A 22802-nucleotide genomic window follows, 5' to 3' on the forward strand; every position below is an offset into this window, starting at 1 on the left:
CCGCCCTCGCCCTCCCCGTCGTCGCCCTCCCCACCGCCGTCCCGGCCGGCCCGCCCGGGCGCGTTCGGGTGCCAGTCGTCGAACGCCGCGAACTTCCCGTCCTCGAAGTGGAGGCCCGCCGGGTCGCCGTCGGTCGCGCTCGCGTCGCCCGCGCCGCGCGTCCCGCCCTCGCCGCCGAACCAGAGGTCGAGCCGGTCGCGGACGAACAGCTTCCCCTGCTCGGGGAGCCGCTCGCGGTACTTCTCGGGGCCGCCCCGCAGGATGTCGTCGATCTCGGCCTGAAGGTCTCGCTCCCGGTCGGTGGGCCCGAGGTCGTCGTCGAGGGGGTACGCCGTCTCGGGCGGCTCGGCGCTCGCGGCGGGCTCCGCGCTCTCGCCGACGTGGACGTCGACGTCGACGCCGAGGTGTTCGGCGAGCGACTTCGCTATCGCCTCGGCCTCCTCGGGCGTCGCCGCCGCGCCGACGTGGACGTTCATAGACGCAATATTTGCGGACAATCGTAAACAGTTTTCCATGCACGTTCGGCGGCGACCGACGGGTCATCGTAAAAAGGCCGCGAGCCGACCGGATCAGTCCAGCGCCGACTGCAACCGCTCGACCAGCCCCTCGTTGCCGACGTAGAGGGGAACGCGGTCGTGGACGCCCTCGGGCTCGACGTCGAGGATGTCGGTCTCGCCGTCGGTGGCGGCGCCGCCGGCGCGCTCGACGATGTAGGCGATCGGGTTCGCCTCGAAGGAGAGCCGGAGCTTCCCCTCGGGCGCGTCGACGAGGGCGGGGTACGCGAAGATCCCGCCGTAGGTGAGCACTTGGTTCACGTCGCCGACCATGGCGCCGCCGTACCGGAGCTTCAGCTCGTCCTCGATCTCGCGGGCGTAGGCGGTGAACGCGTCGGGCCAGTCGGGGACGCGCCCCCCGAACCCGTAGACGAGGGGGTCGTCGGGCAGCCGCAGGTCGTCCTCGACGACCGAGCGGGAGACCGCGGGGGCGTCGTCGTCACCGACGGCGGGATCGGCCTCGACCACCTCCTCGCGGACGCCGGAGTCGTCGGCGACGATCATCGTCGTGATCGGGCCGTACAGCACGTAGCCGGCGGCGACGAGGTCGCGACCGGTCGCGGGCAGGGGGGCGTCGTACACGCCGACCACGGTGCCCATCGCGTTGTTCGACCGGAGGTTCGAGGAGCCGTCGAGGGGGTCGATCGCGACCGCGTAGGCGCCCTCGCCGACCGCGCCGCCGGCGTCGACGGCGGCCTCGCGCTCCTCGCTGACGAACGAGCCGACGCCGTCGACCGCGGTCAGCGCGTCCGCGAGCAGCTCGTCGGCGTACAGGTCGCCGGCCAAGACGCTCTCGCCCGAGGGGTTGTCGGTCCCGCTCTCGACGCGGCGGCCGGGGAGCGCGGCGCGGATCTCCGGGGCGGTGGCCGCGACCGCGTCGAAGACGGACTCGACGATCGGATCGGGGTCGGACATCAGTCGTCGCTCTCGGCGACGGCCAGCGCCTCGGCCGGGTCGACCTCTTGGAAGATCACGGCCTCCAGCGCGTCGAGGATGCGCTCGGGGTCGTCGCGCTGGAAGACGTTTCGCCCGACCGCGATCCCGGTGGCGCCCGCGTCGATGGCGTTCGAGACGTTCCGGAGGAACTCCTCGTCGTCGCGCATCGTCCCGCCGGACATCACGACGTTGGCCGGGCCGGCCATCTCGACGGCGTCGCCCATCGCCTCGGCGGAGCCGGGGTACTTCACCTTCACCACGTCGGCGCCGAGCTCCAAGCCGAGCCGCGCGCCGTACGAGATCACGTCCGGGCTCCCGTCGTTGCGGAGCCCCTGTCCGCGGGGGTACGACCACATGACGACACCCATGTCGTGCGCGCGGGCGCCCTCCTGCGCCTCCCGGAACTCCTCGGCCATCTCTATCTCGTGGTTCGAACCGCCGTAAACGGTGAACCCGATCGCGTCGGCGCCGAGTCCGGCCGCGTACTCCGCCGTGCAGTTGACCGCGCTGTTCGGTTCGCCCATCCAGAGGTTCGAGGTTCCGTTGAGCTTCAACAGGAGGTTCACCTCGTCCTCGTAGTCGGGGTAGTACGCCTCGGCGAGCCCCTTCTGGACGGCCAGCGCGGTGACCGCCTCGTGGGTCGCGAGCTCGAAGATGCGCTCGGGGTCCGCCGTGTCGGGATTCGGTTCGAAGTCGACCGGCCCGTGCTCGAGGCCGTGGTCGTACGCCAAAATCAGCGACTTACCGTCGCGCGAGATATTGTCGGCGGCGTGGGGGAGCATCAGTTCGTACTCCCGTTACTTAGATAAAAAACGCTATGGTCGTTTCGGCGGACGTAAAGAAACGGATTCGACTGTCTCCGCGACGTTCTCCCGTGTCTGTGACGTATCTGAATCCCGCATACTTACTACTCAGATAGTTAATTATCAGTCTCTCGCAACGACCGCGGTCCGGACGTATCGCCGTCGCCCTCGGAGCCGCAATACTTACCACCCGCGGCGCGGCAGCGACCTCCATGCGGGAGCTATCCGACATCGACGTCGTCGGCGTTGTGGGGGCCGGCACGATGGGCAACGGGATCGCGCAGGTCGCCGCGACCGCCGGCTACGAGGTCGTGATGCGCGACATCGAGCAGGAGTACGTCGAGCGGGGGCTCGACAGCGTCGACGACAGCCTCGGCCGGCTGGCGTCGAAGGGCGCCCTCGACGAGACCCCCGAGGAGATCCGCGACCGGATCGCGGGCACCACCGCCCTCGACGACCTCGCGGCCGCGGACGTCGTCGTCGAGGCCGCGGTCGAGGACATGGCCGTGAAACGCGACGTGTTCGCCGACCTCGACGACGTGACCGACGACGATGTCGTCCTCGGCACGAACACGTCGACGCTGTCGATCACGACTATCGCGAGCGCCACGGACCGCGCGAGCGACGTGGTCGGCCTCCACTTCATGAATCCGGTCCCGATCATGGACGGCGTGGAGGTCGTCGTCGGGGAGCGGACCGCGGACGCGGTCGCCGAGTTCGCGCACGCCTTCGCCGCGGATCTGGGCAAGGAGACGTGGGAGTCCGACGACAAACCCGGCTTCGTCACGAACCGCATCCTGATGCCGTGGATCAACGAGGGCGTCCGCGCCTTCGACGAGGGCGTCGCCGACAGGGAGGACATCGACCGCGGGATGACGCTCGGGACGAACGTCCCGATGGGACCCTTAGCGCTCGCCGACCACATCGGGCTCGACGTGGTGTTGGACGCCAGCGAAACGCTCCACGCCGAGCTCGGCGACCGCTACAAGCCGGCGTACCTCGTCAAGCGCAAGGTGGAGGCCGGCGACCTCGGAAAGAAGACGGGCCGGGGGTTCTACGAGTACGGCGACGAGTGAGTCGGGCGGCGGACGGGAGGCCGAGCGCCGGGAGTCCGACTCAGGAGCCCTTCGCGTCCCGGTCGTCGTCCGCGGTCCACCGCCGCGCGCCGGGGAGCAAGCCGACCAGTTTCGCCACGTAGCCGAACCGGAACAGCCCGAGCTGCGAGAGCGCGCCGAGGGCGAAGACGGCGAGGAACGCGGGGGCGCTGACGTCGAACAGGAGCGGCTCGACCGACGGCCCGGCGGCGGCCGCGTCCAGCGTCGCCGGGGTGACCGATCGCGACGCGAACGCCGCGCCGATGAACGCGGTCGAGACGACGAGAGTCGTCCGGCTCAACACGAACCCGAACAGCGCGCCGACCGCGACGCCCGCGAGCGTCGCGCCGGCCAAGAGGAGCGTCCCCTCGATCCCGGCCGCGTCGGCCGCGTAGAGCGGCCCGACAGCGAACCGGCCGGCGAAGCCGCCGACCAGCCCGCCGATGGCGACGACGGCGAAGGAGAGCCCGGCGTACGCGAAGAAGCCGCCGACCGCGGCGCCGACGGCGACCGCGACCCCCGTCAGCACCAGCCCGTCGACCGCGATGACTCCGGCGAGGCTCGGCGCGGCGAGGTACCCCGCTCCGCCGCCGACGAGCAGCCCGGTCAGCGTGACGGCGTAGACGGAGACCGCGGCGCCGACGAACGCGAGGAGCAGTCCCGCGAGGACGAGTCCGGCGTTGACTGGGGTGAGCATACGGCCGTCTTTTTCCGGGTGATACTTAAAAGGGGTCGGACCGGGCGGCGTCGACGGCGGCGACGTCGACGGTGGCGCGTCGAAATTTCGGCGGCGTTCCGACGTCACCGCGCCCGCCGTCCCGCCTGTCGGTCGACGTGGCGGGTGTACCCGCCGACGGCGAGGCCGAAGCCGACGACGAGCAGCAGGAAGCCGAGCAGCCGGGCCGTCCCCACCGTCAGCATCGCGAGGAGCAGCCCGAAGGCGAACGCGAAGACGCCGGCGACGACCACCGTGACGTCGACGAGCGGCGACGGCTGGACCGCCTCGCAGTGAGGGCAGACCCGGGCGTCGCTGGGGATCGGCTCCCGGCAGTCGACGCAATACACGCGATCGTTCGGCACGCAAGGAGGTTGATGAGTCACCGACTTATAAGCGATCGACCGGTTTATGCTGAGCGTTTTCGAACTCTCGACCGGTCAGTTATAAGTAAACGCGTACGGATCGGCGGAGAACAGCTCCGAATCCCCAGCCGCTGGGCTGTACGCGATCTGCCACTCTGCGGTGAACGCCTCCCCGAACTCGGCGGACGGCCCGGCGCGGGCGGAGCCGCGCCGGACCGCCGCCTCCCTCGCGCGGGCTGCTCGCGACCGCCGAGGGCGGCCGCTCGCCGGCGCACGCCGCAGCGATTGGTGACGCCTGATGTACTGGTCTGATGGATACCGACGTTCACCCGACCCCTGCGCGTCGCGTCCGCCCTCAGTCCGCGGCGACCGCCCCGGCGTCGTCGCTCGCGCCGAGCGTCTCCTCCACCTGCGTCACGACGGCCGCGAACGCGACGACCGCGAGCGCCGCGCCGACCGCGAACGGGACGATGAAGCCGAAGCCGACGAGCCACCCCGACGCGAGCGGTCCGATCGCGACGCCGAAGCCGAACCCCATCGTGAGGACGGAGAGGGTCGTCCCGGACTCGCCCTCCCGCGCGAGGTCGCCAGCGAGCGCCAGCGACGGCGCGAAGACGAACGCGACGGCGACGCCCTGCGCCAGCCGGACGAGCGTCATCACGATCGGATCGGTGACGATCCCCTGCAAGAGCGTGGTCGGCACGAGCAGGACGAAGCCGGCGAGCAGGAACGGCCGGCGCCCGATGCGGTCGCTGGCCTGCCCCACGGGCACCTGAAACAGGACGTTCGCGATCGTGACGGCGGCGAACTGGAGCCCGAACCACACCGGCGCCTGGTCGAGACGGACGTTCACCTGGTTCTGGAGCGTCGCGAACAGCGCGATACACAGCCCCATCGCGACCGTCGCCAGCCCGAGCGCGAACACGGGGTCGAGCAGGCGGTCCTCGCCGCGCACGCGGATCGAGAGGTCGTCGGACGCCTCGCTGGACTCGGCGGCGTCGCGGACGAGGAGGAAGACGAGCGCGAAGCTGAGGTAGGCCCCGCCGCAGGCGGCGGCGAACGCCGCGTCGAACCCGTCGATCACCGGGAGCCCGATCGGCGAGAGGTCGTACGGGCCCGCCTCGACGACGGCGCCGGCGAGCACCGGGCCGAAGCCGAAGCCGATCAGGCGGAACGTGTTGTACACGCCGAAGTTGCCGCCGCGGTCGGCGTCGGCCGACGCGTACTCGTTGACCAGCGCGACCGTCGCGGGGATTATCAGGGCCGCGCCGAACCCCTGGATCGCCCGCAGGACGATGAGCTGCCAGTAGACGGTCGCGACCGTGTAGAGCCCGCTCGCGGTCCCCAAAAGCAGGATGCCGATCAGCACGAACGGGCGCCGGACCCCCATCCGGTCCGAGAGCCTCCCGGTCATCGGCTGCGAGAGGCTGTTGAGGAAGCCGAAAAGCGAGAGGACGAGCCCGATGAGCAGCGGCTCGGTCACCGTGACCGACGCGGCGCCCACGCCGACCTCTGTGCCGAGGAGCGCGCCGATGTCGATCAGGTCGCTCGCGATGTACAGCGGCAACACGACGATGAGGAAGGAGTTACCGGCGGCCCCGACCATTCGAGCGAGCGCGAGCACGATGACCCGCCGATCCGTGTCGACGACGCCGGAGCGCAGTCCCATCTCTCTCGGCTTCGGTCGGGACCACAAAGGCGTTTGCGAACGGCGGGAGTCGATCCGGTTCCGAGAGGGTCCGATCCGGTTCCGAGAGGGTCCGATCCGATTCCGGAACGATTCGGTCCGGTCTCGGGCCGCCCCCGACGCGGGCGAGCGTTGGTCCCTACGACTCGGCCACCGGCGGGTGGCGGCGCTCGATCCCCCGTATCTCGAAGCGCGCGCCGCCCTCCGCCGACTCGGTCGCCGAGACGGTCCAGCCGTGCGCGGCGGCGATCTCTTGGACGATCGCCAGGCCGAATCCGGTGTTGCCCTCGGCGCCGCTCTGTCCGAACCCGAAGAGGTCGGCGGCGATCTCGTCCGGGATACCCGGTCCGTCGTCGGCGACGTAGAAGCCGTCGTCGAGGTCGCCAACGCGGACCGTGACGTCCGAACCGCCGTGCTCTACCGCGTTCCGAACGAGGTTCTCGAAGAGGTTCCGGAGCCGGTCGGGGTCGGCCAACACCTCTCGCTCCGACTCGACCGCGAGTTCGGTGGAGCCGGTCTCGACCGTCTCCCAGCTGTCAGCGGCGATCTCCGCGACCGACACCGACTCGGGGTCGCCGACGGTCTCCCCCTCGCGGGCGAGCGTGAGCGTGTGTTCGACGATGGACTCGATGCGATCGAGCGCGTCGGCGGCGGCGAGGTGCTCGTCGTCGTCCGGCGCCGTCTGCGCCAGATCGACCCGGCCCTGCGCGACGTTGAGCGGGTTCCGGAGGTCGTGCGAGACGATGCTCGCGAAGGCGTCGAGCCGTTCGTTCTGGCGTTCGATCGCCGCCTCGCGCTCCTTGAACGCCGTGATATCCTCCTGAAACCCGACCCATTCGGTGACCCGGCCGTCGGCGTTGCAGATGGGGGCGACGCTGACGCGGTTCCAGAACTCGGTCCCGTCCTTCCGGTAGTGCAGCAGTTCGACGCTTTCCGGCTCCTCTGACTCGATCGCCTCGCGGTGCCGGGAAACGGGCTCCTCGTCGGTGTCTGGGCCCTGTAGGAACAGGCAGTTGACCCCGATCGACTCCTCGCGGTCGTAGCCGGTCATCTCGACGAATCGGTCGTTGACGTACACCATCGGGTTGTCCGGCCGGTCGGGGTCGGTGATGGTGATATCGACGGGCGCCTCGTCGAGCGCCCGCGTCTTCGTCTCCAGCTCCTCGCGCCGTTCCACCTCGTCCGAGATATCGCGCAGGATGCCGACGCTCCCCTCGAAGCGCTCTCCCTCGTACGGGAGCACCGCCATGTGGTCCCGGCAGGGGATCGGGTCGCCCTCCTTGGGGACGATGTCGACGCGGAACCGCTGGACGTCCGGCCCGGAGCCGGAGAGCACCGTTCCGAGCCGGTCCTCCGCCTCCGCGACCGCCGCGTCGTCCTTGATGAGACCCGGCTCGCTGCCGACGATCTCCTCGCGGTCGTAGCCGGTCAGCTCCGCGAACGGCTCGTTGACGAACTCGAACGCCCCGGTCTCGTCGATGACGTAGACAGGGTAGCCGAGCGCGTCGATGACCGTCGAGTAGCGGTCCGCGATCTCCCGGGTCCGGTGCTCGTCGACCGCCTGACCGACGCGGTTCGCGAGCCGCCGGAGCTGCTCGGGACCGCCCTTCTGAAAGTAGCCGGTGACGCCCGCGTTGAGCGCCCGGCTCGCGATCTCCTCGCTCCCCTTCCCGGTGTACAGCACGAAGGGGATCGAGCGGTCGGTCTCGCGGAGCCGGTCGAAGAACTCCAGCCCGTCCATGCCGGGCATGTCGTAATCGCTGACGATGCAGTCGAACCGCGCGCCGTCGAACTCGTCGAGCGCGGCCGACGCCTCGGTGACGCTCGTCACCGCGACGGGCTCCAGTTCGCGCTCGAAGTACGCCTCCGCCAAGTCCAGCACGGACGGGTCGTCGTCGACGTGCAACACGTCGATCCGTTCGGACATGGCACGCGTTAGGTGACGGCACGGTAAACGAATACCGCCTTGGGTATCAGGTGTGAGAAACCACCGCTGGCACGCGGGCGCCGGCGCGACCGCGCTCCCCGGCCGGTTCCACGCTCCGCGGTCGGCTCCACTACCGCCGCGCGTGGCGGATTCTTAAGGCGACGCGGCGCCGAGCCCCGGGCGATGGCGGGCGGCACGCTCCCCGGGACGGCGACCGACGAGGCGGGCGGGAGCGACCGCGTCGTGTTCCACGTCGACATGGACTGCTTTTACGCCTCCTGCGAGCGCCTGCGGCGCCCCGAGCTCGCGGGCGAGCCCGTGGTCGTCGGCATGGGGTACGAGGACGGGGAGACGATCGGCGCCGTCGCGACCGCGAGCTACGAGGCCCGCGCGTTCGGCGTCGAGAGCGCGATGCCGATCTTCGAGGCGCTCGACCTGCTCCCCCGCCGCGCCGACGCCGACCCCGAAGACCCGGACGCGCCGGACCCCGAGGCGGCCGGTCGGTACCTCCCCGTCGACCTCGACTTTTATAAGGAAGTCGCGGGCGACGTGAAGGCCGTCCTCCGGGACTGCGCCGACACGCTCCGCGAGGTGAGCGTCGACGAGGCGTACCTCGACGTCACCGACCGGACCGCGTGGGACGCCGCCGGAGCGGGGGCAGCGGCGGACGCCGCCGAGGATCCCCCGCCGAGCGCCGCGGCCGGCCCCGCCGAGGCGCGGACCCTCGCGGAGGGGTACGCCCGACACGTCAAGGAGCGCATCGAGCGGGAGGCCGGGGTGCCCGCGAGCGTCGGCGTGGCGCCGAACATGTCGACAGCGAAGGTCGCCAGCGACGCCGACAAGCCGGACGGGCTCGTGGTCGTCCCGCCCGGCTCGGTCGAGTCGTTCCTCGCGCCGCTGTCGACCGCCGAGATCCACGGGATCGGCCCGGTGACGGAGCGCACGCTCGCCGAGATGGGGATCGAGACCGCCGCCGACCTCGCCGCCGCCGACCCCGACGGACTCGCCGACGAACTGGGCGAGCGCGGCCCGGAGCTCCACCGGCGCGCCCGCGGCGACGACGACCGGGAGGTCACGCCGACCGGGCTTCCGAAGAGCCTCTCGCGGGAGTCGTCGCTGTCGCCGACCGCCGACGGGGAGACGAAGCGCGAGACCGTGAGCGCGCTGGCGGCCGACGTCGCCCGCCGGGCCCGCGAGAGGGGGTGTCTCTACCGGACCATCGGGATCAAGGCGGTCGAACCCCCCTACGACGTCAACACCCGGGCGCGGAGCCTCTCCGGACCGGTCGACGACCCCGATCTCGTGGAGTCGGTCGCGTTCGACCTCCTCGCGGAGTTCGCCGACGACCGCGTCCGCAAGCTCGGCGTGCGCGTCTCCAACCTCGACTTCGCCGAGAGCGACCAGGCGACCCTCGGGGGGTTCGAGCCGGGGGACGGAGAGGGGACCGGTGGCGGGAGGAGCGACGGCGTAAGCGACCGCGACGGCGCGACCGAAGCCCGGTCGGCCGCCACCGACGGCGACGGAGGGAAGCTCACCGACTGGGTGGGCGGGGAGCCGACCGCGGCGGCGTCGGTCGGGGACGACGCGGAGGAGAGCGAGGCCCGGCGGGCGACGGAGCGCGACGACGGGCAGGCGTCGCTCGGCGACTGGGAATGAGTGCCCCACCGGCGCCGGAACCGGCGCGTGGATTTATCAGTCGACCGCGGCGATCCGGAGGCGTGTCCCTCGCTCGCCGCGTCCTCTTCGGCTCGAACCGGAAAGGCTCGCCGCGTCCTCTTCGGCTCCTCGTCCAGCCGCTGCTCTTCCTCGCCGTCTTCGCCGCCTACGCAGTCGGGGCGTTCGGGGTCTCCGGCGGGGTCGTGTTCCTCGCTGGCGACGCCGCGGTCGTCGGCGTCCTCGCGGCCGCGGTCCTCGCCTCCCGACGGGCCGGGGTGGCGCTGGCGTGGGCGTCCGTCTACGGCGCGCTCCTCGGGTACAACGCCGACCACTACCTGCTGGGCCTCTCCGGTCGTCCCCTCGGCGAGCGCGTCGCCGCACTCGTCTCGCTCGACGGGCTCGTCTTCGTCTGCGTCGAGGCCGTGGCCCTAGGGACGGTCGCGTGGGTCGGCGGTGCGGCCGCGGGCCGAGCCGCGGAGGCGCTTCGGTCCCGAAGCGGTGAGGGCCCGTCAGAGTGAGGGAGTTTAGATGCTGGGGCCCCGACGCAGCGACATGGACGATCTGGCGTGGGAGACGCTCGACACCGACATCGACTACCGCTGCCCCGGCTTCGACGTGCGCCGGGACGAGGTGCGCTTCCCGGACGGCGAGACCGACGGGTTCCACTACGTCGACGAGCCGCCGGCGGTCGTGGTGCTCCCGCTGACGCCCGACGGCGAGGTCGTCGTCATCGACGAGTGGCGACAGGCGGTCGACCGCGTCAACCGCGGGCTCCCCGCGGGGACGGTCGAGTCGGAGGACGCCGACGACCTGACGGCCGCGGCGGCCCGCGAGCTCGCCGAGGAGACGGGGTACGAGGCCGACGCGTTCGAGCGCCTGACCACGGTCGAGCCGACGAACGGGATGGCGGACTCGGTGCACCACCACTTCCTCGCGACGGGCTGTGAGCCCACGGCCGAGCGCGACCTCGACCACAACGAGTCGATCGCGGTGGAGACGGTCCCGTACGACGACCTGCTCGAAGCGGTCGTCGACGAGGGGCTCCGCGACGGGCGGGCCGTGACCGCCGTGCTGTGGTACGAACTGCTGTATCGCTGAGGGCGCGAGCGGCGAGACCGGGCTCCCGGACGCCCGGACGCCGGAACGGCGAGACACGAACAGCCCTATTATGCGTCGGTCCGTACACCGCATAATGGCTGACCCCTCCAGCGACGACGGGAATCGACGGGAGCCGGGCGCTCCGGACGGCGGCCCGCCCGCGGACGGCGCGACCGCGACCGCCGACGGGCCGGAGATCGGAGACGGGCCGGAAATCGGAGACGGGCCGGCGACCGCCGACGAGCCGGGGACCGGCGACGGCACCGCTTCCTCGGCGGCCGACCGCGCCGGGGGTCTGGGGGTCGCCGTCGCCGTCGCCACGGCCCTGATCCTCGGGGTGCTCGGTCCGGCGCTCGCCCTCCTCAGCGGGGGGGTGGTGCTCGGGGTCAACGCCGTGACCGGCGGGCTCCCGCTCGCCGCGAGCCTCGTGCTCACGCTCGTGTTGGGGCAGTACGTCGCGTTCGGCGGGCTGGCGGTCGTCTACCTCACGTGGCGGGGGCTCGACCGGTCGGGGATCGTCGCGTACCTCGGCGTGCGGCGCCCGAGCCTGAAGGAGGTCGGCCTGATCGTCGGGAGCTGGGCGCTAATCCTGGTCACGATCCTGGTCGTCTCGGTCGTGGTCCAGCAGCTCGGGACCGAGACCGCATCGAACCAGAGCGCGGAGCTGGCGATGCAGAACCCCGCGATCATCCCGCTCCTCATCGCGGCGTCGTTCCTCGTGATCGGGCCCTCCGAGGAGATCCTGTACCGCGGCGTCGTGCAGGGACGGCTCCGAGAGACGCTGTCGCCGGCGCCCGCGATCCTCATCGCCTCCGCGATCTTCGCCGCGGTCCACGTGATGGCGCTGACCGGCGGCGCCTCCGCGCGGCTCACCACCATCGCCATCCTCTTCCTCCCGAGCATCGTCTTCGGCGCGGTGTACGAGTACACCGAGAACCTCGTCGTTCCGGCGCTGCTCCACGGCCTCCACAACGCCGTCATCTTCACCATCCTGTATATCACGATCGCCTACGGCGACGAGATCCAGGAGGCGGCCGGCGGCAGCGCGGCGCTGCTCCCAGTTTAAATAGACGAGAGACCGGGCGCGTTTCGGACCGCCGACGGCGACAGAGTGTTTATAAATAAACAGCGGTCGCGGTGGCGCGTGCCGCCGAGCGCCCACCGGGCGCGAGGTGCACGCGCGAGGGAGCCCGCGACGGCGCTTATAAGCGCCGTCGCGGCGAGGCTGGGGGAGGCGTGAGGTGCGGTGCGGTTGCGGTCGGGTGGGACTCAAAGGGGCAGCCGCGAGGCGGGCGCAGGCGACGTAAGGACCGCAAGGAGCGAGCAGCGCGAGCGACTGAGGACCGCAGCGAGTGTGCGCCCGCCTCGCGGCTGGGGCTTTGGAAGTGGCCACCGCGTCAGCAACAGCATCGGTGTATTGCCGAGCGGCTGGGGCTTTGGAAGTGGCCACCGCGTCAGCAACAGCATCGGTGTATTGCCGAGCGGCTGGGGCTTTGAAGCGGGACTCGGTCGGGTTTCCGGTAGCTGCTTATACGTAAGCGGCCGGGACCTCGGAGGCGCCCACGGACGCTCGATCGGCGGTCACTGAATGAAACCCGGGCGAAACACCCGCAGCTACCGAGGAGAAGCGGACTGAGGGGAGTAAGCCCCCTTCGGTTCGTCCCGACATTCGGCTGAGCGTCCGCGCCGTGGCCGGACTACCTTATGGCGCGGACTTGCACCGGCGAGGATTCGCCGTTCCATCCGTTCCCGCCCGTCGATCCTCTTCGGGTTAACTCCCTTCCCTCGCGGGTCGGTTCGCGCGAGTCATCGGTCGGGGCGGGGGGTGTCGTTGCTGTTCCAGAGCCAGCCGTCTCCGACTCCGGACGTGTGCCCGGTCGCCTGTCCGGCCGGTGGGGGGACTTTCCTCATGCCAGGGGCACGGGAGTCGGGCTCCCTCTGTCCGAACCGACGTTCGCCGCGGCCGCGAATAAGCGATCCGGTCGGGGCGGTCGGGAACCGCGGCCCGATCGACGAGTCGTGGCCCGCTCACAAAGTCACAATCCGATCGGAGGCAGTCACCCTTCGATCCGCCGAACGGGCCGGACGAAACAGAGAGGCTTCGACAGCCCCCATGCTACCGGTTCGCAAGGGAAGCGTTCAAGTCGCCAGCAACGTAATAGAGTATTATGTCCGAGGCCCAGACCGTTCAGCTGTCGTACGACGACGGTGCACGAGCGGTCGAACTCGCGCGGGAGGCGGTCGAGTCGTTCGTCCGACACGGACAACGTGAACAACCCGGCAGCATGCGCGAGGCGTTCTACGCCCGCACCGGGGCGTTCGTTCGACTGGAGTCCACCAGGGGCCGCGGCCGCCTCCGCGGCTGCGCCGGCGCCTGGGAGACCTCAGATCAGCTCGGCCACGCCATCGTCGAGGCCGCGATCAAGGCCGCCTCCGGCGACTCCTGCGGCTCGGAGGTCGAGCCAAAGGAGCTCGACAACATCACCGTCTCCGTGTTCATCGTCTCGAACACGGTACTCACCAACGACCCCCTCGCCGACTTGAAGATCGGCACCCACGGCGTCGCCGTCGACGGCGGCAACTCCCACGGCTGGCTCTACCCGACGGTCCCCGTCGAGAACGGCTGGTCCGGCGCCGAGTTCCTCTCGCGCGCCTGCCGGAAGGCGAAGCTCGCCCCGAACGCGTGGGAGGACGACGAGACGATGGTGACACTCATCGAGGGGCAGGTGTTCCGAGAGCGCGCCGACGGCGGCGCCGTCGAGGAGCTGTAAGACCGACGACCCCGTTATTTTTCAGTCCCGTAGCCGACCGCCTCCGCGTCCGCGAGCGCCCGCTCTGTCGCGGCCGCGAGGTCGGCGGCGTCGCCGGCGACGACCTCGCCGTCGCGGATGGCCGGCTCCATGAGCGACTCGGCGCCTTCGGGCCCCGAGCGGTCCGCGAGCCCGACCGCGTGCGCGCCGTCGGCGGTGCGGTAGACGGCCTTCGTCCCTGAGAGCTTGCCGCGCTTCGCGGCCGGCTCGCCCTCGACGGCGACGATGTCGAGCGCGAAGTCCACGGGATCGGCGTTGGAGACGTACCCGCCAACGCCGAAGCCGTCGACGACATCGCTGAGTTCGCGGAGGTCCGCGGGACCGAGCCCGCCGGAGACGTACACGTCGACGTCGCCGTGACCGCGGGCGTCGAGCTCCCACTGGACCTCCCGCACGATGTGTCTGAAGTCGCCGCGGCGCGACCCGGTGGTGTCGAGCCGGACGCCGTCGAGCCGGTCCCCGAGCGTCTCGGCCGCCCGGAGCGTCTCGTCGACCTCGTCGGAGTAGGTGTCACAGAGGGCGATCCGCGGCACCGACTCGGCCGCGGCCTCGTCGAAGGCGCGCCACGCGGCCTCCTGCTCGCCTCGGCCGAAGCAGATCGAGAGGGCGTGCGGCATCGTCCCCGACGCGTCCCGGCCGAGCAGGTCGCCGGCGGCGACGTGCGAGAAGCCGTCGAACCCGCCCACCAGCGCGGAGCGCTCGACCGCCGCCGCCATCGAGGGGTGGACGTGGCGCGCGCCGAAGGATAGCACCGACGACTCCGGCGCCGCGACCCGGCAGTCGAGCGCGGCGGTCGCCATCCCGGAGGCGTGCGAGAGGAAGCCCAGAAGCGACGTTTCCAGCCGAGCGAACTCCCGATACGGCCCCTCGATCCGCATCACCGGCCCACCGTCGAACAGGCGCCCCTCGGGGATCGCGTCGGCGTCGACGTCGCGGCCCTCCAACAGCGCGACCGCGTCCTTGATCCCGGCGAGCAGTTCGAAGTCGCCGTCGGGGAACTGGTCGGCGGTCACCTCGGCGACGACCCGCGGGTTCCGGCCGGCGCCGTCCAGCGCGGCCACGGTCTGATCGAAGTACGCGTCCGTCGCCCGCCCGTCGCGGATCGCGGCCGCGTCGACGATGTCGAACTCGGTCATACGCGGAACACGCTCGCGCGGGAGCAAAAGCGGTCCGGGTCCTCGGGCGGGCTCGGCCGACCGACGCGTCCGGTCTCAGTCCCGCCCGCGCCGCGCGAGCAGCGACACCGCCGCCAACAGCCCGAGGAGGGCGGCCACCACGCCGAACCCGGGCGCTTCGTCGCCGGTCGAGGCGTCCGGCCCGGACGAGCCGTCCCCGGCGTCGTCGTCCGAGCCGGTGTCGGTCGCGTCGCCGTCGTCGCCGTCTGAGCCGGTGTCGGTCCCGCCGTCTTCACCGTCCGCATCGTCGGTCGTGGGGGGGTCGAGGTCAGCCTCGGGACGCAGTTCGAGCACGCCGGCCGGCTCCGGCGCGTGGGCGATCGTCACGGTGGTTTCGTCCCGCACGACGCCGTAAGCGCCGGGGAAGTCGCCGCCCTCGATCTCGTATATCTCCCCCGCCTCGTACTCGTCGCCGCCGTGGGCGGTCAGCATCGTCAGGTACGTCTCGCGGAAGGCCGCGGCGTCGCCGGGAGTCTGCCACTCGGTCACCCAGACGTACCCGTCCCGGGCGTCGTCGCCGTCGTCGGCGCGGTACGGGTAGAGCTCGTCGCCCGCCCAGCCGTCGGTCGACTCGTGGGCGTAGTTGTAGTTCGCGCGGGTCCGGAGCTCCTCGTCCGGTCGCGTGTGAATCCGGACGTTCGCCCCCGCGCTCGTCTCGGGTTCGAGCACCGGGTAGTCGTACTCGAGGCTCTGGTACCAGAACATGACGAACATCGACGCCTCGCCGGTCGTTTCGGCGCCGTCGACCCCCTGATCGGGGTACGTCTCCCACTCGCCGGTCGCCGTGTCCTCGAACGTCACCTCGCGGGTCTCGTACTCGGGATTCCGGTGGATCACCTCCGCGGTGCTCTCGGGCGGCTCGGTCATCGTCTCGTTGACGGCCTCCCAGCCGCCCTCGTCGACCAGTTCCTCGACGTAGAGCGCGCCGTCGGAGTACGGCTGAAGCACGGTCTGGAGGATGCCGAAGTTGTAGTCGGCCGCCGACCCGCCGCCCCCGCCGCCGGCGTCGGGCGGGTCGAGGCAGGTCCAGCTGGCCGCGCAGCGGGCGTCGTACAGCTCCTCGACGTGGACGGCCTCGCCTTCGACGATCCCGTCGGCCGCGAGGTCGCCGTCCTGCGTGGCGCCGGCGTAGCGGGGGCGCGTGAGGTCGTGGTACTGGTCTTGCATCCCGTGGACCAGCTCGTGGGCGAGCGTCGAGGGATCGATCTGCGGCTCCTCGCCCTCGGCGACGACGAGGACGATCCGGTCGTCGGCCGGCGAGTAGAAGCCGGAGACGGCGCCGCCGAACACCGCGTCGATCTCGTCGTTCGCGTTCGTCCCTTCGCCGACGACGAACAGCGCCTCCCACACCTGGTCGTTCCAGCGCCGGAACGCCTCGTCGGTGTCGTTCCCGCCGGGCGAGTCGTTCATGAACTCCGACCGCGTGACCGTCTCGACCGGCACGTCCTCCCGGAACGGTCGCTCTCGGAGGTGCTCGACGCGCGCCATCGTCAGATGCGTCAGGGCCTCCAGCTCGGACTCGTTGAGCCCGTCGCTCTGGTCGAACGACAGCTCCGCCTCGTAGTGGGTCCCGTTCCAGCAGCCGACGACCTCCGTGCCGTCGCCCGCGTCGCACTCGGCGGCGGTCGCGCTGGCCGGAGCGTCACCGAGCGTCGCACCCGTCGGTGCGTCGCGGAGCGTCTCGTCCGCGTGGCCGGCGGCGACGCCCTCGACCACCGGACCGGCGGCGACGCCCTCGACCACCGGACCGGCGGCGACGCCACCGACGCCGAGCGAGAGGAAAACGATCGCGGCGGCGACGACCGAGAGGGTGAGAACCCGTCGCATAGGAGCGATTACGACCGACCGGGTAAGTAGTTTGTCGGTGCGGCGGCGCCGTCCTCGTCGGTGCAGCGACGTGACCGCCGGCTTCGGCTTTTTGAGTCCGCGTCACCAACCCCCGCACATGCCGTACGATCCGACCGAAACCGCGGTGGTCGTCGTCGACATGCAAAACGCGTTCTGTCACCCGGACGGGAGCCTCTACGCCGAGCCGAGCGAGGCCGCGATCGGGCCGGTGACGGCGCTGGTCGAGCAGGCCCGCGAGGCCGGCGCTCGCGTCGTCTACACCCGAGACGTCCACCCGCCGGAGCAGTTCGCGGAGACGCACTACTACGACGAGTTCGACCGCTGGGGCGAACACGTCGTCGAGGGGTCGTGGGACGCCGCGCTCGTCGAGGGGCTCGACGTGCGCGAGGCGGACCACGTGGTCGAGAAGCACACGTACGACGCGTTCTACCGGACGGAGTTGGAGGGGTACCTCGACGCACGCGGAATCTCCGACCTGCTGATCTGCGGGACGCTCGCGAACGTCTGCGTGCTCCACACGGCCGGCAGCGCGGGGCTCCGCGACTACCGTCCCGTCGTCGTCGAGGACGCGCTGGGCTACATCACCGAGGACCATCGAGAGTACGCCGTCGACCACGCGGACTGGCTGTTCGGCGAGACGACGACCCGGGAGGCGGTGGAGTTCGCGGAGGCGTAAGCCGACGGAGCCTTTCACGGGTCGTTATCAGCGGCGTGAATCGGCGTGTAACCCTTTTGAGCCCCGACGGAGACGGTCGCGTATGGAACTCTCTCGACGCGGGATGATCGCCGGTGTGGGGGCCGCGTGCGCGGTCGGCGCCGTCGGGTTCGCCGGGGCGACGACGATGGCAGACGGCGACGGGACGGACGGCGGTGCAGGCGGCGGATCGATCGAGGACGACCCGGTCGGCGGCGGGTCGACCGGCGACGGCTCGGGCGACGGCGGGAGCGAGGGCTCGACCGGCGCGGTCGACGCCGACCCGGACGCCCCGTTCGAGGCGCGGCTCCTCCGCGACGGCGAGGACGACCGGCGGCTGTTCGACGCCGGCGACCTCGACGAGGTGGAGGGCGTCTTCGACGACGACGGCGAGTACCTCGTGTACGTCGCGCTGGGGGACGACGGGGTCGACGCCTTTCAAGAGCGGCTGGCCGCCTCCGGCGCGGTCGACGAGCCGGAGCGGTTCGTCGTGTCGATGGCGCTCGACGGGACCGAGGTCAGGCGGGTCGAACTGGACGAGTCGACAGTGAGCGCGCTCACCGACGAGGGGTGGGGCGGCGTGTTGACCCTCCCGTTCGGCGAGGAGCGCGTCGCGCAGTCGGTGTACGAGTCGCTGGCGTCGGCCTGACTGGTAAGGGACGGCGGTGATATCGGGAGACGATCCCGCGGCGAGGAGGGGATCGGTTATGCCCCCGGCGACCGTGCCGGACCGTATGAACGAGGGCGATGGCGGCCGGAAACCGACGCGGGAGGCGGTCGCCGATTCGGGCGGTCGGCCGTGTCCCCTCTGCGAGACGCCGATGTACCACAGACACTGCAAGTACGTCTGTCCGGCCCACGGCGTCGTCTACGACTGCAGCGACACGTTCTACTGAACGCGAGGCGGCGTCGCGTCCGGATTCACTGAACGCGAGGCGGCGCCGCGTCCGGATTTCTGGCGGGCGAACCCCCCGCTGCACCCGGATGTCCGGCGGGTGAATCCCCCCTTTCGAACTGCAGTAATGTCGACGGAATCAACGGGGATCGAGTCGAACATAACAATGGATGTGCGAACTGTTATGTTCTTGGAGGCCGACCTATCCCTTATGACCGGCGACCCGCTCTCGACCCTCCTCGCCGACCGTCAGGGGTCACCATGGTAGAGCAAACACAGGTTGCCCGGAGCAAGCGGATCCAGCGCCGTACGGGCAAGACTTTCCACGTCGCCACCCGGCTGCTGCCGAAGCGGATCCGCCACGCCACGTACGTACTATACGGCTTCTTCCGGATCGCCGACGAGGTCGTCGATGCGGAGGACACCGCGCCGCCGCCCGAACAACGCGCCGAGCTCGACCGACTCCGGCGGGCCGCGCTCGGCGAGGAGCCGACGGACGACCCCGTGTTGGAGGCGTTCGCGGCGGTCAAGACCGAGCACGGGATCGCCGACGAGGACGTCCGCTCGTTCGTCGACGCGATGGAGAGCGACATCGAGACCGACCGCTACGAGACCTACGAGGAGCTGGAGACGTACATGGACGGTTCCGCCGCCGCGGTCGGGCGGATGATGACGGCGATCATGGACCTCGACGCGGAGACCGAGGCGGCGGCGCTCCCGCACGCGACCAAGCTCGGCGAGGCGTTCCAGATGACGAACTTCATCCGCGACGTTCGGGAGGACGTCGTGGAGCGCGACCGGATCTACCTCCCCATGGAGACCCTCCGGCGACACGGCGTGACCGAGCAGCAGATCCTCGATCTAGAGTTCGACGGGAACGTCAGGGCCGCGATCCGCGAGGAGCTCACCCGGACGGAGCGGCTCTACGAGGAGGGCGTCGCGGGGATCAAGTACCTCCCCGACGACTGCCAGCTGGCGGTGTTGCTCGCGGCGGTGCTGTACGCGGACCACCACCGGCTCGTCCGCGACCTGGGGTACGACACGGTGTCGACGACCCCGGAGCTCTCCTTCACCCGGAAGATCTCGCTGCTCGTCCGGACGCGCTGGAAGTGGCAGTGGAACAAGGACCCGGAGGCGGTGTTCTACGAGATGTGCCGCGGCTTCGACGGCGCCCGCGACCACCGCGAACACGGCCCGCACGGCTCGGGCGTCGCGCAGTCCGACTGAGCGTGGGACGTCCGCGGCGTCGGGAGGCGGAATGAATCGGTCCCGCTTCGTCGGCCTCGCGCTATTCGCCTTCGGACTCGTCTTCCTGTCGTTTATCGTTCGCGGCACGACCCGTCTCCTCGCGTCCTACGAGCTGGCCGTGGCGCTGTCGGCGCCGATCCTCTTCGCCGCGGCGGGGTTGTTGGCGGTCCTCGTCGCCCTCGCGACGCTCGACGTGATCGGAGTTCGTCAGTTGGAGTGATCGATGCTGTTGGACCGCGTACTGTCAGGGACGGTGACCCGGTTTCAGCCGATACGGGAAACGGTGAGCGAGTTTGGGAGCACGTGAACCAGTATCAAACGTTAATGATATATGGATAACCGGAGTATCGCTAGCGGTTGTTTATAAATGGTTGCTGATGACTTCGCGGAGACGCCTCCGAAGCCCCGGCCGCTCGATTATAAATATCTCAGCCGACTTCGACGGTAAACACCCCAAAGCCCCACCCCGCACCACCCGAAGACGTTCCTGCTCGCTTCGCTGCGCGGGCTGCGACTTTCGTGTTCCCGCTCGCTCCCGTCGGTCGCTCGCGGGAACGCACAGCACCGCACCTCACACCTCCCCAGCCTCGCCGCTGGCGGCTGGCGCCGCCAGCGAATCCCTCGCACGCGTGCTCGCGGCTTGCCAGCCGCTCGCAGGCGCGCGCCGCCACACCGATTTATAACTGATTGTCGTTGTCGCCCGCGGCTATTTAAATATCGCACGGACGGGCTCCGGTCGGCGAGGCGCGCAGAGGCGACCGCCGAGGTCGACGGAGTCGGAACGCCCTTTTGACCGCGGCGCGGAGGGGTCGTATGGACGTACGAACCGTCGCCGACCTCTCGCCGGCAGAGCGCGTCGCCTTCTTCGAGCGCGACGCCGGCGTCGACGCGGTCCGCGACGACGTGAGCGAGATCGTCGGCAGAGTGCGCGAGGAGGGCGACGTCGCGCTGCGGGAGTTCGCCGAGGAGTTCGACGGCGTGAGCGTCGGCAACATCGACGTCACCGACGACGCCGAGCGCGCGCACGCCGAGCTCGACGACGCGGACGACCCGGTCCTCGACGCGGTCCGCGAGGCCGCCGCCAATATCCGCGAGTTCCACGAGCGACAGCGCCCCGAGGACTGGCGCGACGAGTTCGACGGCCGAGAGCTGGGCCGCCGGTTCCGGCCGATCGACCGCGCGGGAGTGTACGTGCCCGGCGGCGCGGCCGCGTACCCCTCCAGCGCGCTGATGGGCGTGATTCCGGCGACCGTCGCGGGCGTCGACCACGTCTCGGTCGCGACGCCGCCGGCCGAAGACCTGAATCCGGTCACGCTCGCGGCGATCCACGAGGCCGGCGCCGACGCGGTGTACCAAGTCGGCGGCGCGCAGGCGATCGCCGCGCTCGCGTACGGCACGGAGACCGTCACGAGCGCTCAGAAGGTTGTCGGCCCCGGCAACAAGTGGGTCACCGCCGCGAAGGCGGTCGTGCAGGGCGACGTCGAGATCGACTTCCTCGCCGGACCGAGCGAGGTGCTCGTGCTCGCCGACGAGACCGCCGACCCCGAGCTCGTCGCCGCCGATCTCGTCGCGCAGGCCGAGCACGACCCGAACGCCTCCGTGGTCGCCGTCACCGCCGACGCCGACCTCGCCGCCGCGGTCGCGGAGGCGGTCGACGAGCAGGCCGGGGACCGCGAGCGCGAGGAGACGATCCGAGCCGCCCTCGACAACGACGCCTCCGGCGTCCTCCACGCGAGATCGATGCCCGAGGCGGTGCTGTTCGCCGAGGAGTACGCGGCCGAGCACCTCTCGATCGTCGCCGACGACGACGAGGCCCTCGTAGATCGGATCGCCAACGCCGGCTCCGTCTTCCTCGGGCCGTACTCGCCCGTCGCCGCCGGCGACTACGCGGCCGGGACGAACCACGTGCTGCCGACGAACGGCGGCGCGAAGCGCTACGGCGGGCTCTCCGTGGACACCTTCCTCCGATCGTCGACGGTCCAGCGGCTCGACCGCGACGCGCTCTCCGACCTCTCGGAGACGGTCACGACCCTCGCGGAGGCCGAGGGGCTGGAGGCCCACGCCGAGAGCGTCCGGAAGCGGTTCGAGTAGAGAGCGGCGCCCCGACGGGCGGGACCCTCGACCCGGAGCCGGCGGGCGTCAGGCCGGCGCGTCGCCCTCGCCGTCGCCGGAGTCGCTCTCCTCGTACCACGCCGGGGGGACCACGGCGGTGTCGCCGAAGCGGTCGTAGCGGAACGCGACCCGGACGCGCTCGCCGGTCGGCTCGTGGACGTACGCGGCCCGCAGCTCGAGGACGAGCCCGGCGGGCGTGACGAACGCGACGGCGCGGAACTCCCGGACTTCGTCGTCGAGCGCGCCCGGCTCGCCGCTCACCTCGACCCGGTACAGCGGGAGCTCCGTGGGGGCCGGGTAGAGCGTCGAATCGCTCCCGTTCAGGAACCGGCGGATCGGCTGCTCGGCGGCCGCGGCCAGGAGGGTCGTCCCGTCGGGCGTCTCGGCGGCCGAGAGCCGCCGGGTCTCGACGCCGTCGGGGCGGGCGGTCCGCCGGTAGGCGGCGTCGCCGTCGGCGAACGTCTCGACGGGGCCGTCGCCGGCGGGGCTCGCGATCGACGCGTTCGCAGATTCGACAAGCCGGTACCGGGTCGCCGACGCGGCGGTCATCTCGACGCCCCCGTCGCCGGCGATTCCGATCCGTTCGCCGGTCGCCGCCGCGGGGTCCGTCGCGGTCGCCGGTCCCGACGCGACGAGCACGAACGACGCCGCGGAGCGGTTCCGCACCGCGGCGGCGTGGGCGTCGGCGAGCGCGTCCGCGTCGTACACCCCGGTCAGGAAGACCCCCGGCGGCGTCCGCGCCGTCGACCCCATCGTTCCAGTGAGCCCGTCCTCGTCGAGTCCGAGGGACGCATCGTCGAGGGAGGCGGCGCCGCGCTGCGCCGACTCGGCCGTGCCGATCGCGCTCGCGGCGGCGGCGTACTCCCCGTTAACCGGCGGCGACGGGGCGGTGGGCTTCGGCTCCGCGACGTCGGCGCCGAGGCCGGCGATCCCGGCGAACGCAGGGAGCCCACCGGCGGCGAGGACCGCGACGGCCGCCACCAGCAGCGCGGCGACGGCGACGGCGCCGAGCGCGACAACCGTGTCCGCGGTGACCCTCCGCCCGGCCCGCGTCACGCGACGACGAACGCCGCCGGGGTCCACGGCGTCGGCCGCCCCGGCGGCCGCGAGGCCGACGCCGAAGAGCCAGCGGAACAGCCGGGCCGCCGCGTCCCGGACGGGGCCGGAGCGCGGGCGCGGGCGGGG

20 protein-coding genes, 1 other RNA gene and 2 pseudogenes are annotated in these 22802 nt (G+C 71.2%); 12 read left to right on the forward strand and 11 right to left on the reverse strand.

Going from position 1 to position 22802, the window contains the following annotated elements:
* The 3 genes and pseudogenes from OQF71_RS07700 to OQF71_RS07710 all read right to left on the reverse strand — a co-directional run.
* Positions 1–476, reverse strand: a pseudogene (locus OQF71_RS07700) (acyl-CoA carboxylase subunit beta); the annotation flags it as partial.
* A gap of 93 nt (positions 477–569) precedes the next feature.
* Positions 570–1469, reverse strand: a complete 900-nt coding sequence (locus OQF71_RS07705) for a class 1 fructose-bisphosphatase (protein WP_280586871.1) — start codon at positions 1467–1469, stop codon at positions 570–572.
* Complete coding sequence (locus OQF71_RS07710; RefSeq protein ID WP_280586872.1) at positions 1469–2272, reverse strand: aldolase; 804 nt, start codon at positions 2270–2272, stop codon at positions 1469–1471. Before OQF71_RS07710 ends, OQF71_RS07705 begins: the two co-directional genes overlap by 1 nt.
* 233 nt (positions 2273–2505) lie before the next feature.
* Here OQF71_RS07710 and OQF71_RS07715 point away from each other — a divergent pair, with 233 nt between their 5' ends.
* Positions 2506–3369, forward strand: a complete 864-nt coding sequence (locus tag OQF71_RS07715; protein ID WP_280586873.1) for a 3-hydroxyacyl-CoA dehydrogenase NAD-binding domain-containing protein — start codon at positions 2506–2508, stop codon at positions 3367–3369.
* Positions 3370–3409: 40 nt separating this feature from the next.
* On the opposite strand, the gene OQF71_RS07720 is transcribed toward OQF71_RS07715, so the two are convergent.
* From OQF71_RS07720 to OQF71_RS07735, 4 genes are all read right to left on the reverse strand, one after another.
* Complete coding sequence (locus OQF71_RS07720; protein WP_280586874.1) at positions 3410–4084, reverse strand: phosphate ABC transporter permease; 675 nt, start codon at positions 4082–4084, stop codon at positions 3410–3412.
* Positions 4085–4188: 104 nt separating this feature from the next.
* Positions 4189–4467: a zinc ribbon domain-containing protein gene (locus tag OQF71_RS07725; protein WP_280586875.1), complete on the reverse strand. Its 279-nt coding sequence runs from the start codon at positions 4465–4467 to the stop codon at positions 4189–4191.
* A gap of 355 nt (positions 4468–4822) precedes the next feature.
* Complete coding sequence (locus OQF71_RS07730; protein ID WP_280586876.1) at positions 4823–6136, reverse strand: MFS transporter; 1314 nt, start codon at positions 6134–6136, stop codon at positions 4823–4825.
* Positions 6137–6293: 157 nt separating this feature from the next.
* Positions 6294–8081: a PAS domain-containing protein gene (locus OQF71_RS07735; RefSeq protein ID WP_280586877.1), complete on the reverse strand. Its 1788-nt coding sequence runs from the start codon at positions 8079–8081 to the stop codon at positions 6294–6296.
* Positions 8082–8264: 183 nt separating this feature from the next.
* Here OQF71_RS07735 and OQF71_RS07740 point away from each other — a divergent pair, with 183 nt between their 5' ends.
* From OQF71_RS07740 to OQF71_RS07755, 4 genes are all read left to right on the forward strand, one after another.
* Positions 8265–9737: a DNA polymerase IV gene (locus tag OQF71_RS07740; RefSeq protein ID WP_280586878.1), complete on the forward strand. Its 1473-nt coding sequence runs from the start codon at positions 8265–8267 to the stop codon at positions 9735–9737.
* Positions 9738–9799: 62 nt separating this feature from the next.
* Positions 9800–10255 (forward strand): hypothetical protein, encoded by a 456-nt coding sequence (locus OQF71_RS07745; protein WP_280586879.1) that lies wholly within the window; start codon positions 9800–9802, stop codon positions 10253–10255.
* 34 nt (positions 10256–10289) lie between these two features.
* Positions 10290–10835, forward strand: coding sequence for an NUDIX hydrolase (locus OQF71_RS07750; RefSeq protein ID WP_280586880.1), 546 nt, complete (start codon positions 10290–10292; stop codon positions 10833–10835).
* Positions 10836–10929: 94 nt separating this feature from the next.
* The gene (locus tag OQF71_RS07755; RefSeq protein WP_280586881.1) at positions 10930–11901 is read left to right on the forward strand and encodes a type II CAAX endopeptidase family protein; all 972 of its coding nucleotides are present in this window, start codon (positions 10930–10932) and stop codon (positions 11899–11901) included.
* Positions 11902–12465: 564 nt separating this feature from the next.
* On the opposite strand, the gene rnpB is transcribed toward OQF71_RS07755, so the two are convergent.
* Positions 12466–12778: RNase P RNA component (rnpB, locus tag OQF71_RS07760), an RNA gene on the reverse strand.
* Positions 12779–13003: 225 nt separating this feature from the next.
* On the opposite strand from rnpB, the gene OQF71_RS07765 reads away from it, so the two are divergent.
* Complete coding sequence (locus OQF71_RS07765; protein WP_280586882.1) at positions 13004–13606, forward strand: TIGR00296 family protein; 603 nt, start codon at positions 13004–13006, stop codon at positions 13604–13606.
* A 14-nt stretch (positions 13607–13620) separates the two neighbouring features.
* Here OQF71_RS07765 and OQF71_RS07770 read toward each other — a convergent pair whose 3' ends face one another.
* Positions 13621–14781 (reverse strand): nicotinate phosphoribosyltransferase, encoded by a 1161-nt coding sequence (locus tag OQF71_RS07770; protein ID WP_280586883.1) that lies wholly within the window; start codon positions 14779–14781, stop codon positions 13621–13623.
* Positions 14782–14856: 75 nt separating this feature from the next.
* Entirely contained in the window at positions 14857–16647 is a 1791-nt protein-coding gene (locus OQF71_RS07775) for an Hvo_1808 family surface protein (protein ID WP_280586884.1), read from the reverse strand.
* 118 nt (positions 16648–16765) lie between these two features.
* On the opposite strand from OQF71_RS07775, the gene OQF71_RS07780 reads away from it, so the two are divergent.
* The 6 genes from OQF71_RS07780 (at position 16766) to hisD (ending at position 21596) form a co-directional block, all read left to right on the forward strand.
* Positions 16766–17344 (forward strand): isochorismatase family cysteine hydrolase, encoded by a 579-nt coding sequence (locus OQF71_RS07780; RefSeq protein WP_280586885.1) that lies wholly within the window; start codon positions 16766–16768, stop codon positions 17342–17344.
* A gap of 82 nt (positions 17345–17426) precedes the next feature.
* A complete protein-coding gene (locus OQF71_RS07785; protein ID WP_280586886.1) occupies positions 17427–18011 on the forward strand; it encodes a hypothetical protein in 585 nt (194 codons plus the stop codon).
* 85 nt (positions 18012–18096) lie between these two features.
* On the forward strand, positions 18097–18258 hold the full coding sequence (locus OQF71_RS07790; RefSeq protein ID WP_280586887.1) for an HVO_2523 family zinc finger protein: 162 nt from the start codon (positions 18097–18099) through the stop codon (positions 18256–18258).
* 260 nt (positions 18259–18518) lie between these two features.
* Entirely contained in the window at positions 18519–19484 is a 966-nt protein-coding gene (locus OQF71_RS07795) for a phytoene/squalene synthase family protein (protein WP_280586888.1), read from the forward strand.
* A 31-nt stretch (positions 19485–19515) separates the two neighbouring features.
* Positions 19516–19725 carry a hypothetical protein gene (locus OQF71_RS07800; RefSeq protein ID WP_280586889.1) on the forward strand — a complete coding sequence of 70 codons (210 nt, stop codon included), beginning with the start codon at positions 19516–19518 and terminating at the stop codon, positions 19723–19725.
* A 593-nt stretch (positions 19726–20318) separates the two neighbouring features.
* Positions 20319–21596, forward strand: coding sequence for a histidinol dehydrogenase (gene hisD / locus OQF71_RS07805; RefSeq protein ID WP_280586890.1), 1278 nt, complete (start codon positions 20319–20321; stop codon positions 21594–21596).
* 48 nt (positions 21597–21644) lie between these two features.
* On the opposite strand, the pseudogene OQF71_RS07810 reads toward hisD, so the two are convergent.
* Positions 21645–22802 (reverse strand): annotated as a pseudogene (locus tag OQF71_RS07810) (hypothetical protein); the annotation flags it as partial.

Origin of the sequence: Halorubrum sp. Boch-26, assembly GCF_029889805.1 — an archaeon.
Classification (GTDB): Archaea; Halobacteriota; Halobacteria; order Halobacteriales; family Haloferacaceae; genus Halorubrum.

Coding starts and splice junctions, on each gene's coding strand:
- OQF71_RS07705 (WP_280586871.1), bottom strand. CDS start 1,469: ATGTCCGACCCCGATCCGATCGTCGAGTCCGTCTTCGACGCGGTCGCG.
- OQF71_RS07710 (WP_280586872.1), bottom strand. CDS start 2,272: ATGCTCCCCCACGCCGCCGACAATATCTCGCGCGACGGTAAGTCGCTG.
- OQF71_RS07715 (WP_280586873.1), top strand. CDS start 2,506: ATGCGGGAGCTATCCGACATCGACGTCGTCGGCGTTGTGGGGGCCGGC.
- OQF71_RS07720 (WP_280586874.1), bottom strand. CDS start 4,084: ATGCTCACCCCAGTCAACGCCGGACTCGTCCTCGCGGGACTGCTCCTC.
- OQF71_RS07730 (WP_280586876.1), bottom strand. CDS start 6,136: ATGGGACTGCGCTCCGGCGTCGTCGACACGGATCGGCGGGTCATCGTG.
- OQF71_RS07735 (WP_280586877.1), bottom strand. CDS start 8,081: ATGTCCGAACGGATCGACGTGTTGCACGTCGACGACGACCCGTCCGTG.
- OQF71_RS07740 (WP_280586878.1), top strand. CDS start 8,265: ATGGCGGGCGGCACGCTCCCCGGGACGGCGACCGACGAGGCGGGCGGG.
- OQF71_RS07750 (WP_280586880.1), top strand. CDS start 10,290: ATGGACGATCTGGCGTGGGAGACGCTCGACACCGACATCGACTACCGC.
- OQF71_RS07755 (WP_280586881.1), top strand. CDS start 10,930: ATGGCTGACCCCTCCAGCGACGACGGGAATCGACGGGAGCCGGGCGCT.
- OQF71_RS07765 (WP_280586882.1), top strand. CDS start 13,004: ATGTCCGAGGCCCAGACCGTTCAGCTGTCGTACGACGACGGTGCACGA.
- OQF71_RS07770 (WP_280586883.1), bottom strand. CDS start 14,781: ATGACCGAGTTCGACATCGTCGACGCGGCCGCGATCCGCGACGGGCGG.
- OQF71_RS07775 (WP_280586884.1), bottom strand. CDS start 16,647: ATGCGACGGGTTCTCACCCTCTCGGTCGTCGCCGCCGCGATCGTTTTC.
- OQF71_RS07780 (WP_280586885.1), top strand. CDS start 16,766: ATGCCGTACGATCCGACCGAAACCGCGGTGGTCGTCGTCGACATGCAA.
- OQF71_RS07785 (WP_280586886.1), top strand. CDS start 17,427: ATGGAACTCTCTCGACGCGGGATGATCGCCGGTGTGGGGGCCGCGTGC.
- OQF71_RS07790 (WP_280586887.1), top strand. CDS start 18,097: ATGAACGAGGGCGATGGCGGCCGGAAACCGACGCGGGAGGCGGTCGCC.
- OQF71_RS07795 (WP_280586888.1), top strand. CDS start 18,519: ATGGTAGAGCAAACACAGGTTGCCCGGAGCAAGCGGATCCAGCGCCGT.
- OQF71_RS07800 (WP_280586889.1), top strand. CDS start 19,516: ATGAATCGGTCCCGCTTCGTCGGCCTCGCGCTATTCGCCTTCGGACTC.
- hisD (WP_280586890.1), top strand. CDS start 20,319: ATGGACGTACGAACCGTCGCCGACCTCTCGCCGGCAGAGCGCGTCGCC.